At 61.6% G+C, this 16,270-nt stretch carries 12 protein-coding genes; 4 read left to right on the top strand and 8 right to left on the bottom strand.

Translation table 11 applies throughout. From position 1 onward, the window contains the following. Positions 1-10: 10 nt before the first annotated feature. Complete coding sequence (gene pncB / locus CAF73_RS18215) at positions 11-1,234, top strand: nicotinate phosphoribosyltransferase (protein WP_085648080.1); 1,224 nt, start codon at positions 11-13, stop codon at positions 1,232-1,234. Between the two features lie 4 nt (positions 1,235-1,238). Then, positions 1,239-2,066 carry an ammonia-dependent NAD(+) synthetase gene (nadE, locus tag CAF73_RS18210; RefSeq protein WP_085701296.1) on the top strand — a complete coding sequence of 276 codons (828 nt, stop codon included), beginning with the start codon at positions 1,239-1,241 and terminating at the stop codon, positions 2,064-2,066. 55 nt (positions 2,067-2,121) lie between these two features. On the opposite strand, the gene azu is transcribed toward nadE, so the two are convergent. Then, complete coding sequence (azu, locus tag CAF73_RS18205) at positions 2,122-2,568, bottom strand: azurin (protein WP_085701297.1); 447 nt, start codon at positions 2,566-2,568, stop codon at positions 2,122-2,124. A gap of 338 nt (positions 2,569-2,906) precedes the next feature. Between azu and CAF73_RS18200 the strand changes: the two genes are divergently transcribed. Then, entirely contained in the window at positions 2,907-3,494 is a 588-nt protein-coding gene (locus tag CAF73_RS18200) for a TIGR00730 family Rossman fold protein (protein ID WP_085703410.1), read from the top strand. A 68-nt stretch (positions 3,495-3,562) separates the two neighbouring features. Then, entirely contained in the window at positions 3,563-3,742 is a 180-nt protein-coding gene (locus CAF73_RS18195; RefSeq protein WP_085701299.1) for a hypothetical protein, read from the top strand. A gap of 128 nt (positions 3,743-3,870) precedes the next feature. Here CAF73_RS18195 and CAF73_RS18190 read toward each other — a convergent pair whose 3' ends face one another. The 7 genes from CAF73_RS18190 to CAF73_RS18160 all read right to left on the bottom strand — a co-directional run bounded on the left by CAF73_RS18190 (position 3,871) and on the right by CAF73_RS18160 (position 16,243). After that, positions 3,871-4,764, bottom strand: coding sequence for a transglutaminase family protein (locus tag CAF73_RS18190; RefSeq protein ID WP_085685125.1), 894 nt, complete (start codon positions 4,762-4,764; stop codon positions 3,871-3,873). Continuing rightward, a complete protein-coding gene (locus CAF73_RS18185) occupies positions 4,764-7,250 on the bottom strand; it encodes a circularly permuted type 2 ATP-grasp protein (RefSeq protein ID WP_085703409.1) in 2,487 nt (828 codons plus the stop codon). The genes CAF73_RS18190 and CAF73_RS18185 overlap by 1 nt, the downstream gene beginning before the upstream one ends. An 88-nt stretch (positions 7,251-7,338) precedes the next feature. Next, positions 7,339-10,614, bottom strand: coding sequence for a DUF2126 domain-containing protein (locus tag CAF73_RS18180; protein ID WP_085703408.1), 3,276 nt, complete (start codon positions 10,612-10,614; stop codon positions 7,339-7,341). 338 nt (positions 10,615-10,952) lie between these two features. Continuing rightward, positions 10,953-13,256 (bottom strand): YgiQ family radical SAM protein, encoded by a 2,304-nt coding sequence (locus CAF73_RS18175; RefSeq protein WP_085703407.1) that lies wholly within the window; start codon positions 13,254-13,256, stop codon positions 10,953-10,955. Between the two features lie 112 nt (positions 13,257-13,368). Further along, positions 13,369-14,766, bottom strand: coding sequence for a replicative DNA helicase (dnaB, locus tag CAF73_RS18170; protein WP_085701303.1), 1,398 nt, complete (start codon positions 14,764-14,766; stop codon positions 13,369-13,371). A gap of 120 nt (positions 14,767-14,886) precedes the next feature. Next, positions 14,887-15,333 carry a 50S ribosomal protein L9 gene (rplI, locus tag CAF73_RS18165; protein WP_003186385.1) on the bottom strand — a complete coding sequence of 149 codons (447 nt, stop codon included), beginning with the start codon at positions 15,331-15,333 and terminating at the stop codon, positions 14,887-14,889. A 19-nt stretch (positions 15,334-15,352) separates the two neighbouring features. Then, positions 15,353-16,243, bottom strand: coding sequence for a hypothetical protein (locus CAF73_RS18160; protein ID WP_085703406.1), 891 nt, complete (start codon positions 16,241-16,243; stop codon positions 15,353-15,355). Positions 16,244-16,270: the final 27 nt, after the last annotated feature.

Raw genomic sequence — 16,270 nt, 5'->3', positions numbered from 1 at the left:
AGACCCCGTTATGAGCGAGAGTGTGTTTGCCGATCGCATCGTGCAGAACCTGCTCGACACCGACTTCTACAAACTGACGATGATGCAGGCGGTGCTGCACAACTACCCCAACGTCGAAGTCGAATGGGAGTTTCGCTGCCGTAACAGTGAGGATCTGCGTCCGTATCTGGCGGAGATCCGCTTTCAGGTCGAGCGTCTGGCCGAGTTGAGTCTGAGCGCCGATCAGTTGAGCTTTCTCGAGCGCATCTCGTTCCTCAAGCCGGATTTCCTGCGTTTCCTCGGTCTGTTCCGCTTCAACCTGCGCTACCTGCACACCGGCATCGAGAACGGCGAGTTGTTCATCCGCCTGCGTGGGCCGTGGCTGCATGTGATCCTGTTCGAAGTGCCGCTGCTGGCGATCGTCAGCGAAGTGCGCAACCGCTATCGCTACCGCGAAACGCTGCTGGAACAGGCCCGCGAACAGCTTTACCGCAAGTTCGACTGGCTGACGGCCAACGCCTCGGCCGAAGAGCTGTCGCAGTTGCAGGTCGCCGATTTCGGCACCCGTCGACGGTTTTCCTACCGGGTGCAGGAAGAAGTGGTGAACGTGCTCAAGCACGATTTCCCCGGGCGTTTTGTCGGCACCAGCAACGTGCACCTGTCCCGCGAGCTGGACATGAAACCACTGGGCACCATGGCCCACGAGTGGATCATGGCGCACCAGCAACTCGGCCCGCGACTGATCGACAGCCAGATTGCCGCCCTCGATTGCTGGGTCCGCGAGTACCGCGGCCTGCTGGGAATCGCCCTGACCGACTGCATCACCACCGATGCCTTCCTCGGCGACTTCGATCTGTTCTTCGCCAAGCTGTTCGACGGCTTGCGCCACGATTCCGGGGATCCGGTGCTGTGGGGCGAAAAATGCATCGCCCACTATCACAAGCTCGGCATCGATCCGATGAGCAAGACTCTGGTGTTCTCCGACAGCCTGACGCTGCCCAAGTCGCTGGAGATCTTCCGGGCACTGCGGGGGCGGATCAATGTCAGCTTCGGCATCGGCACCAACCTGACCTGTGACATTCCGGGTGTCGAACCGATGAGCATCGTGCTTAAAATGACCGCCTGCAACGGCCAACCGGTGGCGAAGATCTCCGACGAGCCGGGCAAGACCCACTGCAAAGACCCGAATTTCGTCGCCTATTTGCGACACGTTTTCCAGGTTCCTGCCGTTTCCAGCCTTTCTAGCAAGGAGTGAATTCATGCAAGCCGTACAGCGTGAGATTGCTGAACAGCTCAACGTTCAGCCGCCGTTCGCCGATTACCAGGCCCTCGAAGCGGAAGTCGCCCGACGCATCACCTTCATCCAGGATTGCCTGACCAATTCCGGGCTCAAGACCCTGGTGCTGGGCATCAGCGGCGGTGTCGACTCGCTGACCGCAGGCCTGCTGGCCCAGCGCGCCGTGCGTGAACTGCGCGAGCGCACCGGTGACGAGGCCTACAAGTTCATCGCCGTGCGCCTGCCGTACGACGTGCAGTTCGATGAGCACGATGCCCAGGCTTCGGTGGACTTCATCGCCCCGGACGAGCGCCATACCGTCAACATCGGCCCGGCAGTGAAATCCCTGGCCAGCGAAGTCGCAGCCTTCGAAGGCAAGCACGCGGTGTCGGTGGATTTCGTGCTCGGCAACACCAAGGCGCGGATGCGCATGGTCGCCCAGTACACGATCGCCGGCGCGGCGCATGGTCTGGTGATCGGCACCGACCACGCGGCGGAAGCGGTAATGGGTTTCTTCACCAAGTTCGGTGACGGCGCCTGCGATCTGGCACCGCTGAGCGGTCTGGTGAAAAACCAGGTCCGGGCCATCGCCCGCAGCTTCGGGGCACCGGAATCGCTGGTGGAAAAAGTGCCGACGGCGGATCTGGAAGACCTGTCGCCGGGCAAACCGGACGAAGCGTCCCACGGCGTGACCTACGCCGAGATCGACGCTTTCCTGCACGGCGAGCCGGTGCGTCAGGAGGCGTTCGACATCATCGTCAACACCTACAAAAAGACTCATCACAAGCGCGTCATGCCGTTTGCGCCTTGAATTCCGGGCATAAAAAAAGCGTCCCTCGGGACGCTTTTTTTTGACCCTGTGTTGCTTACTTCAGGGTCACGGTGCCTTTCATCATCGAGATGTGGCCCGGGAACGAGCAGAAGAAGCCGTACTTTTCGTCAGCCTTCAACTTGGATACGTCGATGGTCAGCGAGTCGGTTTCCTTGGCGCCGATGATTTTGGTGTGAGCGATGACGCGCTCGTCGCCGTCCTTCAGGTAGTTCTTGTCGATGCCGGCGGCCAGGCCGTCGGTGGCGATCGGCTGCATGTCGGCTTCTTTGCTGATCACCAGGTTATGGCCCATGACGTTCTTCGGCAGGCTGCCGGAGTGGGTCAGTTCGACGGTGAAGGTCTTGCAGCTCTTGTCGATCACGATCTCCTTGGTATTGAAGGACATCTGGTCGGTGGAGTCAACGGTGGTTTTGCACTCGGCAGCCATCAATTGGCTGCTGGCCAGCGCCAGCAGGGATACCGCAACAACTTTGGAAAACATGGTGAATCTCCAAGGCAGGGTTAACAAAACACGAATGGTTGGAAGACTGCCTGAAATCTTCGCAAGTTCCTATGACTTGAGTCAAAAATTGTATACAACTTTCAGGCTATGACACTCATCGAAACAATCTAACAGCCAGACGTTTGGGCGGGACGTATCTTCAGGGCTCAACTCAACCGGAGCATCCGTCATGTCCTTCAACAGCCTGTTGTGCAGTCTGCTCGCCGCCTACGCCTGTGGTGCCAGCGGTACTTATGAAACCCCGAAACACGAAGTCTAGCCCTTGGATCAGGGCGTGCCAGCCATTACCCTGTGACCGATTGACCCAGGAGGAAGGCATGTCTCTCACATCCGTTTGTGTATTTTGCGGTGCCAACGCCGGCACCACCCCGGCGTACACCGAAGCCGCCATTGCCCTCGGCAAGGCTATCGCCGAACGTAAGCTGACCCTGATCTATGGCGGTGGCGCCGTCGGCCTGATGGGGATTGTCGCCGATGCCGCGCTGGCGGCCGGTGGCGAAGTGATCGGCATCATCCCGCAGAGCCTGATGGACAAGGAAATCGGTCACAAAAGCCTGACACGTCTGGAAGTAGTCGACGGCATGCACGCGCGCAAGGCGCGGATGGCCGAACTCAGCGATGCGTTCATCGCCCTTCCCGGCGGCCTCGGCACTCTGGAAGAGCTGTTCGAAGTCTGGACATGGGGCCAGCTCGGCTACCACGGCAAGCCGCTGGGCCTGCTGGAAGTGAACGGTTTCTACAGCAAACTCACTGCATTTCTCGATCACATCGTCGGCGAAGGCTTCGTTCGCGCACCACACCGTGACATGCTGCAAGTGAGTGAATCGCCGCAAACGCTGCTCGAAGCCCTCGATAACTGGAAGCCTACCGTCACGCCCAAATGGGTCGACCAGAAACCCGGTTAACCGCCGGGCACCGATACAGGGCAGAATACGCGCCGCTCAACCTCACCTTCGACCCCAGAGGATCGCCCATGGCCAAACCCAATTACTCCTTCGCCAAACGTCAACGTGACCTGGCCAAGGAACAGAAGAAAGAGGAAAAGCTTCAGCGCAAGAAACAGATGGCTGAAGAAGCGGCACTGAACCCTGACGGTGAAGTGGCGACCGATGATGATGTTGAGGCACCGAAAGACCAGGCACCCGAGGCCTGAGCAATACCGCAGGACCACTGAACGCAATTCCTGTGGGAGCGGGCTTGCTTGCGAAAGCGCCGTGACATTCACGATGGATGTGACTGACATATTGCTTTCGCGAGCAAGCCCGCTCCCACATTTGATCTTCACTCCTCCAGAGGCATCACGGTGACGCGGACTTCCGGGTCGTGATTGCCACCGCCCAATATCACCCCGCGCAACGGCGACACATCGGAGAAATCCCGCCCCCAGGCCAAGGTGATGTGCTCCAGCGCCGGCTGCACATTGTTCGTCGGGTCGAAATCCACCCAGCCCAGCACCGGGCAAAACACTGAAACCCAGGCATGGGACGCATCGGCACCGATCAACCGTGGCTGCCCCGGTGGCGGTTGAGTCAGCAGATAGCCGCTGACGTAACGCGCCGCCAACCCGCGTGATCGCACGCAGGCGAGCATCAAGTGCGCGAAGTCCTGACAGACCCCGCGCCGGCGCTCCAGCACTTCAACGAGTGGCGTCGCGACTTGCGTGGCTTCGGCGTCGAAGGTGAATTCGCTGAAGATCTTCTGCATCAGAGCCTGCACACCCAGCATCAATGGTCTGCCGGCCGGGAAACAGCTCTCCGAGAACTCGACGAAACTGCGCTTCAGGTGCACGTAGGGCGACTGGAATCGATAGCGGCAGGCTTCCAGCAACGAAGCAGACAGCGGCTGGCTGCTGTAGGTCAGCGCGTTACGCGTCAATTCCCAGGCCGGCGACTGATGGAAATCCACCACGGGCCGTGCCAGCACCTCGACCGTCAGCCGTGCATTGACCTGCAACTCATCATGTGGCCGTTCGAAGGCCAGGCGGGTCAGCGGATTGCCGAACACATCCTGCTCGTCACGGCGGGTGGTCGGCTCCGGACTGATCAGTAATTGCTGTTCGGTGCAGCGCTGCCACTCGCATTCGCGCGGCCACAGGTGCGCCAGTTGCTGAGCCAGGGACACCGGGCTGTCATAGCGATAGCAGGTGTCGTGAAAGATCTGGTAATGGGCGCTCATCAGACGGACACCGTGCGCTGGCTGACATCATCGACATGGGCGAAATGGCGCAGCGCCAGACGATCCGACACCTGACTGCTGGCGTCGGCGATCTCCTGCAACAGATCCGCCAGACCATCGAGGGCCGCGCGCACGCTGGATTCGCCGAACAGCGGATTCTCCAGACAGCTCAGGTCGAAACGCGCCAGACGCTCGACCAGCGGCGGCAATCCAGCCTCCCTCGGCACACCGAAATCATCGTTCAGACGCTTGAGGGTGCGGGTCACCAGCTTCAACTGGAACAGCACCGCATGGGGGTTCTGCTCATCCAGCAGCAACAGGTCGAGCACCGGAATCAATTGCGCCACCGCCAGATAGCGCGAGCGATAGGTGATGCTGCTATTCCCCAACTCCAGCAACCACTCAAGCCCGGCCTGATCGAATGCCCCGGCGCCGCGCAGGAATCCCGCGAGGCTGCTGCTGAGAAACTGCAGGCGCTCGATCCGCCGGCCGATCATCAGGAAACGCCAGCCTTCGTCGCGGGTCATGTCATCGAGAGCAAACCCGGACAGCGCCGCCAGCGACATCACCAATCGGTTGAGAAAATCCAGCAGTTCGCCAAAATCCGGTTCGTCGGTGTCCAGCTCCGAAGCCTCGCGTTGCAGCTCCACCAGCGCCTGCCAGTTTTCACGGGACAGCTTGCCGCGCACCTGGGATGCCGCCCACTGCAAGCGTTGCAGGTTGGAGCGCAGGCTGAACGACCAGTCCTCGCCGAGCAGTGCCGCGAGCAGACGCTCCGGCAGCTTGCCTTCGTCCGGCAGCAGCATCAGTCGCTCGCCGAGCTCCACGGCAGCCTGCAGGGCCTGCGGGTCATCGCCGTCGACGTAGCGCGCCAGCATGATCCGCAGCAGCCGCGCACTGTCGTCGCAACGCTCGCAGTAACGGCCGAACCAGAACAGGTTCTCCACCACCCGCGACGGCAGATACGGATCGCGGCGCACCAGATCAGGCACGCCGATGTTGCGCTGGGCTTTCCACTGCTCGCCGCTTGGCGGCCGGTCCCCCAGCACCCAGGTGTCCTTGCTCGCGCCGCCGCGCTGCATCGATACCACTTCGGCATCGGCTTCGGCCGCGACCCGGGTCAGCCCACCAGGCAGCACCCGATAACCGTCGTGACTGGCCACGGCGTACATGCGCATGCCGATTGCCCGGGGTTGCAGTTGCCCGTCCTCGGGCTGCCAGATCGGTGCCTGGGACAACTGGGCGAGTTCTTGCGCAACGTACGCATAAGGACGGGCCTGCATGCGCGCGGCGAGACTTTCACGCTGTTTTTCGCTCAGATCCCGGGCAAAAACCGGAGCGAAGCTTTGCGACGGGAACGCCGGTTTGATCAACAGCTCCGGCAGTTTCTCCAGCGCCTGGGCCAACACCGGCACCTCACCGCACCACCACGTGGCAATGGACGGCAGGATCAGCTCTTCGCCGAACAGGTACTGATTGATCTTCGGCAGGAAACCCAGCAGCCCCGGCGACTCCAGCACCCCGCTGCCCAGCGCATTGGCCACCAGCACCCGGCCCTGACGCACCGCCTCCAGCAATCCCGGAACGCCGAGCGCCGAATCCGTGCGCAACTCCAGCGGATCGCAAAAGTCATCGTCGAGCCGGCGCATGATCGCGTGTACCCGGCGCAGGCCACTGAGGGTTTTCAGGTAGACCGTGGCATCGCGCACCGTCAGGTCACCGCCCTCCACCAGCGGATAACCGAGCTGGCGCGCCAGATAAAGATGTTCGAAATAGCTCTCGTTGAAACGCCCTGGGGTCAGCAACACCACCAGCGGTGCGTCATCGTCGCAAGGCGCCTGACGGGCCAGGGTTTCCTGCAAGGTGCGGAAGAATCCGGCCAGATGCTGCACCTTCATATCCCGGTACATCTCGGGGAAGGCACGGGACACGATGGTGCGGTTTTCCAGCGCGTAACCGGCACCCGATGGCGCCTGAGTACGATCCGCCGTCACCCACCAGCGCCCGTCCGGCGTGCGCGCCAGATCCACGGCATACAGATGCAGAAAGGCCCCATCCGGCGGCGCAATGCCCTGACAGGGCCAGAGGAAGTTGTTGTGACCGAACACCAGCTCCGCCGGTAGCAAGCCTTCGCGAATCAACTGTTGCGGGCCATACAGGTCCGCCAGCACCGCATTGAGCAGCCGCGCGCGCTGGGCGATTCCGGCAGACAGCTGTTGCCACTCATCGGCGGCGATCACATGGGGCAGCAGGTCCAGCTCCCAAGGACGATCCGCACCCTTGGGGTCGGCATAGACGTTGTAGGTGACGCCGTTTTCCTGAATCTGCCGGGTCAGCAACGCCTGGCGCTGCGCCAGTTGCGCCGGAGTGCTGCGCTGCAATTGGTCGACCAGTCGCCGCCAGTGCGGGCGCACCGCTCCGCTGTCGTCGAGCAGTTCGTGATAGGTGCCCGCCGTAAGCGGGTAGCGGTCAAGCAGGTCAGGCATGGAAAGCTCGGCAGCCGGCAAGGTTCGGTCAGACTAACGCAGGCACATGACGCCCGGATATACGAAAAATCCGGGGGTCGTGTACGAATCAAAAGCGTCGTAAATCGAGTGTCATCGGAAACTCGTCGGAAATAGTCAGATTCGGTATAGGAAGTTTCCCCGGCGTATGTCCGATGCGGAAGAAACGCGCCATGCGCCGGCTCTCCGCTTCGTTGGCGTTGACCGGCAGCGTTTCGTAATTGCGCCCGCCCGGATGCGCGACGTGGTACTGGCAACCGCCCAGCGAGCGCTGCATCCAGGTATCAAGCAAGTCGAACACCAGCGGCGCATGCACCGGGATCGTCGGTTGCAGGCAGTTGGCCGGTTGCCATGCGCGAAAACGCACACCGGCAACAAACTCGCCCACCCGGCCGGTCGATTGCAGCGGCACCGGGATGCCATTGCAGGTCAGCAGATAACGCTGCGGCGGCAGCCCCGAAAGCTTGACCTGCAAGCGCTCCAGCGATGAATCGACATAGCGCACCGTACCACCCGCCGCGCCCTCCTCGCCCAGCACATGCCAGGGTTCAAGGGCCTGACGCAATTCCAGTTCGATACCGTTGACGGTGTAGTCGCCGACCTTGGGAAAGCGAAACTCCAGATGCGCCGCAAACCATTCGGCGCGCAAGGGGTAACCGGCATTGTTGAGTTCGACGATGACGTCGGCGAAGTCCTGCTCGATGAAGTGCGGCAAGAGGAAGCGGTCGTGCAGTTCCGTCCCCCAACGCACCAGCTTCGGCGGCGCATAAGGCTCGCGCCAGAACCGCGCCACCAGCGCCCGCAACAACAGCTGTTGCGCCAGACTCATGCGCGCATGGGGCGGCATCTCGAACGCGCGCAACTCCAGCAGACCGAGGCGCCCGGTGGCGCCATCCGGTGAATACAGCTTGTCGATGCAGAACTCGGCGCGGTGGGTGTTGCCGGTGACGTCGATCAGCAAGTTGCGCAGCAAGCGATCGACCAGCCACGGCGGGCAGTCTTCTCCCGGCGCCGGCATCTGCGCGAAAGCGATTTCCAGCTCATATAGCGCATCGTTGCGCGCTTCATCGACTCGCGGCGCCTGAGAGGTCGGGCCGATGAACAGTCCGGAAAACAGGTAGGACAGCGAAGGATGGTTGTGCCAGTAGCTGATCAGGCTGCGCAGCAGATCCGGACGGCGCAGAAACGGTGAATCGCCCGGAGTCGCGCCACCAAGCACGAAATGGTTGCCGCCGCCGGTTCCGGTATGTCGTCCGTCGACCATGAATTTCTCGGTGGACAGTCGGGTCTGGCGCGCTTCTTCGTACAGAAACTCGGTGCGCTCGACCAACTCATCCCAGGTCGCCGACGGCTGTACGTTGACCTCAATCACGCCGGGATCCGGCGTAATGCGGAAGTTGCTCAGACGCGGATCGCTCGGCGGCTCATAACCCTCCAGCAATACCGGGCAATGCAGTTCCTCGGCAGTGGCTTCGATGGCAGCCACCAGTTCCAGATAATCCTCGACCCGCTCCAGCGGTGGCATGAACAGGTACAACCGGCCTTCCCGGGCCTCGGCGCAGAATGCCGTGCGGGTCAGCCAGTCGGCGGATTCGTCAATCTTCGGCACACGCTCGTCCACCGGAGCCGGCTCACGGTGATCATTGAGCTGCGATGTTTCGGGCAGTTCGGGAAAGTCCTGATTCGGGTCATTCGGATGAATGAACGGATACTCCGCCGCCTTCACCCAGGGCTGCGAGCCCAACGGCAGGCGATACCCGAGCGGTGAATCCCCCGGCACCAGCCGGCAATGTTCATCGCGCAGATACCAGCGCCCGCTCTGCCATTGATCGCCCTTGGCGGTGCGCGCCAGCGGCAGTACCTGGCCGATGACCTTGTCCAGCCCCTGACTGAACACCTTGCGCAGTCGCGCACGTTCCAGAGGTTCCTCCAGACGCGAGTCTTCGGCGCTGACGTTGCTCGGCAAGGCGCCCTCGCGCCAGAGGTAATAAAAATTGTCTTCGTAGGCCGGAAAAACAAAGCGTGTCGGCAATTTCAGGCGTTCGGCGACGCTTGCCAGAAAACGCCCGGCCAGTGCGCCATCGGCGCCGTAGTCCTGCTGCTCATCGGCGATCAGCGCGTTGTTGTGCCAGATCGGCACGCCGTCGCGACGCCAGTAGCAATTCAGCGACCAGCGCGGCAGTTGCTCGCCCGGATACCACTTGCCCTGGCCGAAATGCACCAGCCCTTTGGGTGCGTAGTGCTTGCGCATGCGCTGGAACAGTTCGGCGGAGAGCCGGCGCTTGTCCGGGCCCAGCGCGGCGGTGTTCCATTCGGCGCCGTCGGGGTCGTCGATGGATACGAAGGTCGGTTCGCCCCCCATGGTCAGGCGTACATCACCTTCCAGCAGGTCGGCATCGATCTGCCGACCCAGCGCCTGGATCGCCAGCCATTGCTCATCGGTGTAGGGCTTGGTGACGCGTGGGGCTTCCCAGATCCGCTCCACCGACATGTCGTGGCTGAACTCGCATTCGCAAGGCTCCACCATTCCACTGATCGGCGCCGCCGAGGACGGATCGGGACTGCAGGCCAGCGGAATATGCCCTTCCCCGGCGAACAGTCCGGAGGTCGCATCAAGACCGATCCAGCCGGCGCCGGGCAGGTACACCTCGCACCAGGCGTGCAGGTCGGTGAAGTCCACTTCGGTGCCGGACGGGCCGTCGAGGCTTTTCACGTCGGCCGTCAGTTGGATCAGGTAACCGGAGACGAAACGTGCCGCCAGTCCGAGATTGCGCAGCAGTTGCACCAGCAGCCAAGCGGAGTCGCGACAAGAGCCGGAGGCGTGTTCAAGCGTGTGCTCCGGGGTCTGTACGCCCGGCTCCATGCGAATCAGGTAATTGATGTCTTCGCTCAGACGCTGGTTGAGCGCCACCAGGAAATCCACGGCCGGCAGCGGCGTGCGGTCGATGGCGTCCAGGTACGCCTTGAACTTCGGCGTCAGCGGCAGGGTTTCGAGGTACGGCGCCAGTTCCTTGCGTTCATCGGCGGCGTAGGCGAAGGGGATTTTCTCGGCGTAGGGCTCGAGGAAAAAGTCGAACGGATTGAACACCGCCATCTCGGCCAGCAGATCGACCTCGATCCGCAGTTCGGCGGTTTTCTCGGGAAACACCAGGCGTGCGAGGTAGTTGCCCTGAGGGTCCTGCTGCCAGTTGATGAAGTGCTGTTCGGGCGAGACCTTCAGTGAATAAGACAGAATCCGCGTGCGGCTGTGGGCAGCCGGGCGCAAACGCACGATCTGCGGGCCGAGTTCGACAGCGCGGTCGTAGCGGTAATGCGTGACGTGATGCAATGCGACATGAATCGACACGGCGTGCCTCCTGCGAGCCCAAGCGTATTCGAAAGCGCGCAAGACTTATGCCATGCAGAGGCTTGGGCGCTTTCCCGGAATGCTCAGGGCAGTACAGCACCAAAATCGGGCGATGCGGTGAAATGGTTTGGCACAGTTGCACGCAAATGTTGCGAAAGCGGCTTGGTACTTGATCGTTCCCACGCTCCCGCGTGGGAATGCAGCCCGTGACGCTCTGCGTCACTGGACGCGGAGCGTCCCTAGAGGCATTCCCACGCAGACGGTTCGACGCCTCGACGTGGGAACGATCAGCAAAACGCCAACCCGAAAGTTGGCGTTCTGTTCAGCTCAAGTGCGTTTCAGCGCGGTACGACCGGCTTGCGTGCCGGTTTCGGCCCTTTGCCTTTCGCCGCTTCCTTGCGCTCCTTGGCGGCCTGCTGGTTGCGGGCGAATGCCGCGGCCTTGGCCTGTTCACGCTTGTCCCAAGGATTGCCGCCGTCGCTGGCACGCGGTGGCAGACCGGTGTGCTGGGTAAGGATCTTGGTGGTCTTCTCTTTCGCGACCTTATGGCTGCCGGCCGGCGTCGAGTTCTTGCGACGGGCACTCTGGTAGCTGTCGGTGGCCGGCTGATGCAGCGGGATCAACTGGTGCTTGCCCGGCCCGATCAGGTCGCCACGGCCCATGCGGATCAGCGCTTCACGCAGCATCGGCCAGCCCTTCGGATCGTGATAACGCAGGAACGCCTTGTGCAGGCGGCGCTGCTCCTCGCTCTTGACGATGGTCACGCCGTCGCTCTTGTAGGTGACCTTGCGCAGCGGGTTCTTGCCCGAGTGATACATGGCGGTGGCCGAGGCCATCGGCGACGGATAGAACGCCTGCACCTGGTCGGCACGGAAACCGTTGCCCTTGAGCCACAGAGCCAGGTTCATCATGTCCTCATCGGTGGTGCCCGGGTGGGCCGCGATGAAGTACGGAATCAGGTACTGCTCCTTGCCCGCTTCCTTCGAGAACTTCTCGAACATGCGCTTGAAGCGGTCGTAGGTGCCGATCCCCGGTTTCATCATCTGGTTGAGCGGACCTTCCTCGGTGTGCTCCGGGGCGATCTTCAGATAACCACCGACGTGGTGGGTCACCAGCTCCTTGACGTATTCCGGCGATTCAACCGCGAGGTCGTAGCGCAGACCCGAGGCGATCAGGATCTTCTTCACGCCCGGCAGCGCACGGGCGCTGCGGTACAGCTGGATCAACGACGAGTGGTCGGTGTTCAGGTTCGGACAGATGCCCGGGAACACGCAGGACGGCTTGCGGCACGCGGATTCGATTTCCGGGCTCTTGCAGGCGATGCGGTACATGTTCGCGGTCGGGCCGCCGAGGTCGGAGATGACGCCGGTGAAACCTGGCACCTTGTCGCGGATCTCTTCGATTTCGCGAATGATCGACTCTTCGGAACGGTTCTGGATGATCCGGCCTTCGTGCTCGGTGATCGAGCAGAAGGTGCAGCCGCCGAAGCAGCCACGCATGATGTTCACCGAGAAGCGGATCATGTCGTAGGCCGGGATCTTTTCCTTGCCATACGCAGGATGCGGGACACGTGCGTAAGGCATGCCGAACACGTAGTCCATTTCTTCAGTGGTCATCGGAATCGGCGGCGGGTTGAACCAGACGTCGATCTCGCCATGCTTCTGCACCAGCGCGCGGGCGTTGCCCGGGTTGGTTTCCAGGTGCAGCACGCGGTTGGCGTGGGCATACAGGACCGGATCGTTACGCACCTTTTCCATCGACGGCAGGCGGATCACGGTCTTGTCACGGGTCATTTTCGGGCTGGCCAGGATCTGCACGACCTTGGCTTCCTGCGGATCATCGACAGGGCCTTTTTCCTGCTCGATGGCGCAAGCCGCCGTGTCCTGGGTGTTGACGTACGGGTTGATGATCTTGTCGATCTTGCCCGGACGGTCGATGCGCGTGGAGTCGACTTCGTACCAGCCCGCCGGGGTGTCACGACGGATGAACGCGGTGCCGTGCACATCGGTGATGTCTTCGATCTTGTGACCGTAGGACAGACGCTGGGCGACTTCGACAATCGCTCGCTCTGCGTTGCCGTAGAGCAGGATGTCGGCGCTGGCGTCGATCAGGATCGAGTTGCGCACGCGATCTTGCCAATAGTCGTAGTGGGCGATGCGGCGCAGGGAGGCTTCGATGCCGCCGAGCACGATCGGCACGTGCTTGTAGGCTTCCTTGCAGCGCTGGCTGTAGACCAGGCTCGCACGATCCGGACGTTTGCCGGCCATGCCGCCCGGGGTGTAGGCGTCGTCGGAGCGAATTTTCTTGTCCGCGGTGTAGCGGTTGATCATCGAGTCCATGTTGCCGGCCGCGACGCCGAAGAACAGGTTCGGCTCGCCGAGCTTCATGAAGTCGTCTTTGGACTGCCAGTCAGGCTGGGCAATGATCCCGACGCGGAAGCCTTGCGACTCCAGCAGCCGGCCGATGATCGCCATGCCGAACGACGGGTGATCGACGTAGGCATCACCCGTGACAATGATGATGTCGCAGGAATCCCAGCCAAGCTGATCCATCTCCTCCCTGCTCATCGGCAGAAATGGCGCCGGCCCGAAACATTCGGCCCAGTATTTTGGATAGTCAAATAACGGCTTGGCTGCTTGCATGTCGATGACCGGTGTTGAGGTGCAAAATCGCGGGCGCGGAATATAGCACAAAAAATGACCAATTCCGACGGCTGTGGTCGGAAATATCATGGGCTGTCAGACGAGGGCGGAGTTACTCGTCGTCGTCGAAGTTGTAACTGCCCGGCGCGAGGTTTTCGAAGCGCGTGTACTTGCCGATGAAGGCCAGGCGGATGAAACCGATCGGGCCGTTCCGCTGCTTGCCGATGATGATTTCGGCGATGCCCTTGTGTTCGGTTTCCGGGTGATACACCTCGTCCCGGTACACAAACATGATCACGTCGGCGTCCTGCTCGATCGCTCCGGATTCCCGCAAGTCGGAGTTCACCGGACGCTTGTTGGGACGTTGCTCCAGGGAGCGGTTGAGCTGCGACAGGGCAACCACGGGGCAGTTGAATTCCTTGGCCAGGGCTTTCAGGGATCGGGAGATCTCGGAAATCTCGTTGGTCCGGTTGTCACCACTGGAGCCGGGAATCTGCATCAACTGCAGGTAGTCGATCATGATCAGGCCGATGTCGCCGTGCTCGCGCACCAGACGCCGGGTCCGGGCACGCATCTCCGACGGGCTGATACCGGCAGTGTCGTCGATGAACAGCTTGCGATCGTTGAGCAGATTGACCGCCGAGGTCAGGCGCGGCCAGTCGTCGTCTTCCAGCTGGCCGGAACGCACCTTGGTCTGGTCGATCCGACCGAGGGACGACAGCATACGCATGATCAGCGATTCGCCTGGCATCTCGAGGGAGTACACCAGCACCACCTTGTCGCTGCGCAACACGGCGTTTTCCACCAGGTTCATCGCGAAAGTCGTCTTACCCATCGACGGACGGCCGGCGACGATGATCAAGTCGGCCGGTTGCAGGCCGCTGGTCTTCTCGTCGAGGTCGGTGTAGCCGGTGGACAGGCCGGTGATCGCATCCGAGGTGTTGAACAGCGTATCGATGCGGTCGATGGCCTTGGTGAGCAGGTCATTGACACCCACCGGGCCGCCGGTTTTCGGCCGGGCCTCGGCAATCGCGAAGATCTGCCGCTCGGCTTCGTCGAGGATTTCCTCGGCGGTGCGACCCTCGGGGTTGAAGGCGCTGTCGGCAATTTCGGTGCTGATTCCGATCAGCTGACGCAACGTCGCACGCTGGCGGACGATCTGCGCATAGGCCTTGATGTTGGCGACGGACGGCGTGTTTTTCGCCAGCTCGCCAAGATAACCGAGGCCGCCGACCTGCGAGGTCTGACCTTCCTTGTCCAGTTGTTCGGCAAGGGTCACGACGTCGATTGGCAGGTTCTGATCGGCCAGTTTGGCGATCGCTCGGAAAATCAGACGGTGGTCATGTCGGTAGAAATCGCCGTCGGAGACTTGATCGAGCACCCGTTCCCAGGCGTTGTTGTCCAGCATCAGACCACCGAGCACGGCCTGTTCGGCCTCGATGGAATGCGGCGGCACCTTCAGCGCGGCGGTTTGCAGATCATATTGCTCGGGAGCGGAGATTTCGTTCATGGCCACTTTTTAATCAGGAAAAGCAGGGAGTGCAGAAAGACAAAGGGCACGACCTGTAAACAGGATCGTGCCCGATGTTAACCGTCTGCCGGACAAGCCGCCAGTCGATCAGGGTGTTGCTTATGCTGCTACCACGACAACGCGTACGGTGGCTTCAACTTCGGCGTGCAGGTGCACAGCCACGTCGAATTCACCCACGTTGCGGATGGTGCCGTTCGGCAGACGAACTTCGCTTTTCGCAACTTCAACGCCGGAGGCGGTCAGTGCGTCAGCGATGTCGTGAGTACCGATCGAACCGAACAGCTTGCCTTCGTCGCCAGCGGTGGCAGTGATGGTCACTTCCAGCTCGGCCAGTTGGGCAGCACGGCTTTCAGCCGATGCTTTACGGTCTGCGGCGGCTTTTTCCAGCTCAGCGCGACGCTCTTCGAACGCAGCCAGGTTGGCAGCGGTCGCAGCGGTGGCTTTGCCGAAAGGCAGCAGGTAGTTACGGCCGTAACCGGCCTTAACGTTTACTTTGTCGCCCAGGTTGCCCAGGTTGGCGATTTTTTCCAGAAGGATCAGTTGCATGTGGAAATCCTCTTAACTTTTAACCTTCACCGTTCGCGTTATCGGTGTCTTTCGACACCCGACCGCGAAAATCAATCAGGCTGTCGACAATGGCCAGAACCACGAGCAACGGATAGATCAGCTGCATGAACAGCAACAGCGTCACGTACAACCCCACCAGCCAGAAACCGGCCAGTCGCCTTTGCGCCACCAGCCCGTGAATCAGGGCCAGCCCGGCGAACACCAGCGGTACACTGCACAACGGCGTCAACATGGCCATCTGTGCACCGAGGTTCGGGCCCAGAAGCATCAACGCCAGCAGTAACATCGCCAGCCCCAGCGGGATCCGGATGGCGCGAAACTCGCGACCAAAACCACCCGGGTTGTACAACAACGCCTGCCAGTACCGCCCGACAATCAGGCTCAGCACGCTGACGATCTGCAACAAGGCCGCAATCAGGCCGGTCAGGACCGGTGCGATCAGCGACGCGAAACGCGCCTGCTCGTCTACCGACAAATGTTGGTAGGCATCACCGAGAAGCGCGGGCATGACCTTTATCAAGGCCTGCGCCAGCATCTCGATCTGGGGCGCAAACGCCGCCCCGAGCACCACTGAAAACACCAGCCCCATGGCCACGCTGACCAGCAGCGTACGGACCCAGGACTCGCTTGCGCGCAACACCAGCGCAAGCCCCGAAGACCCCAGCAGCACCAGAAGCGCACGTGGGTCATCGGCATACAACCACCAGATCAATGCCGGCAGCAGTCCCAGCGACACGACGCCCAGGGCGTCGGCCAATCCGCGCCGCAGAAGCACCAGGCTTCCGGCGGCAGCACCCAACCAATACAACAACGGCAATGTTGCACACCCGGCCACTACAAGAGTGGCCTGCATACGGCCGCGCATGATGAACTCAGCTAAGGCACGCATGCATTCAATCCTTTGCTACTTGTCGAC

The organism is Pseudomonas sp. B15(2017), from assembly GCF_002113215.1.
GTDB lineage: Bacteria > Pseudomonadota > Gammaproteobacteria > Pseudomonadales > Pseudomonadaceae > Aquipseudomonas.
Note: the sequence above shows the minus strand (reverse complement) of the source record. Positions and strands in the feature narration are given on the sequence as shown.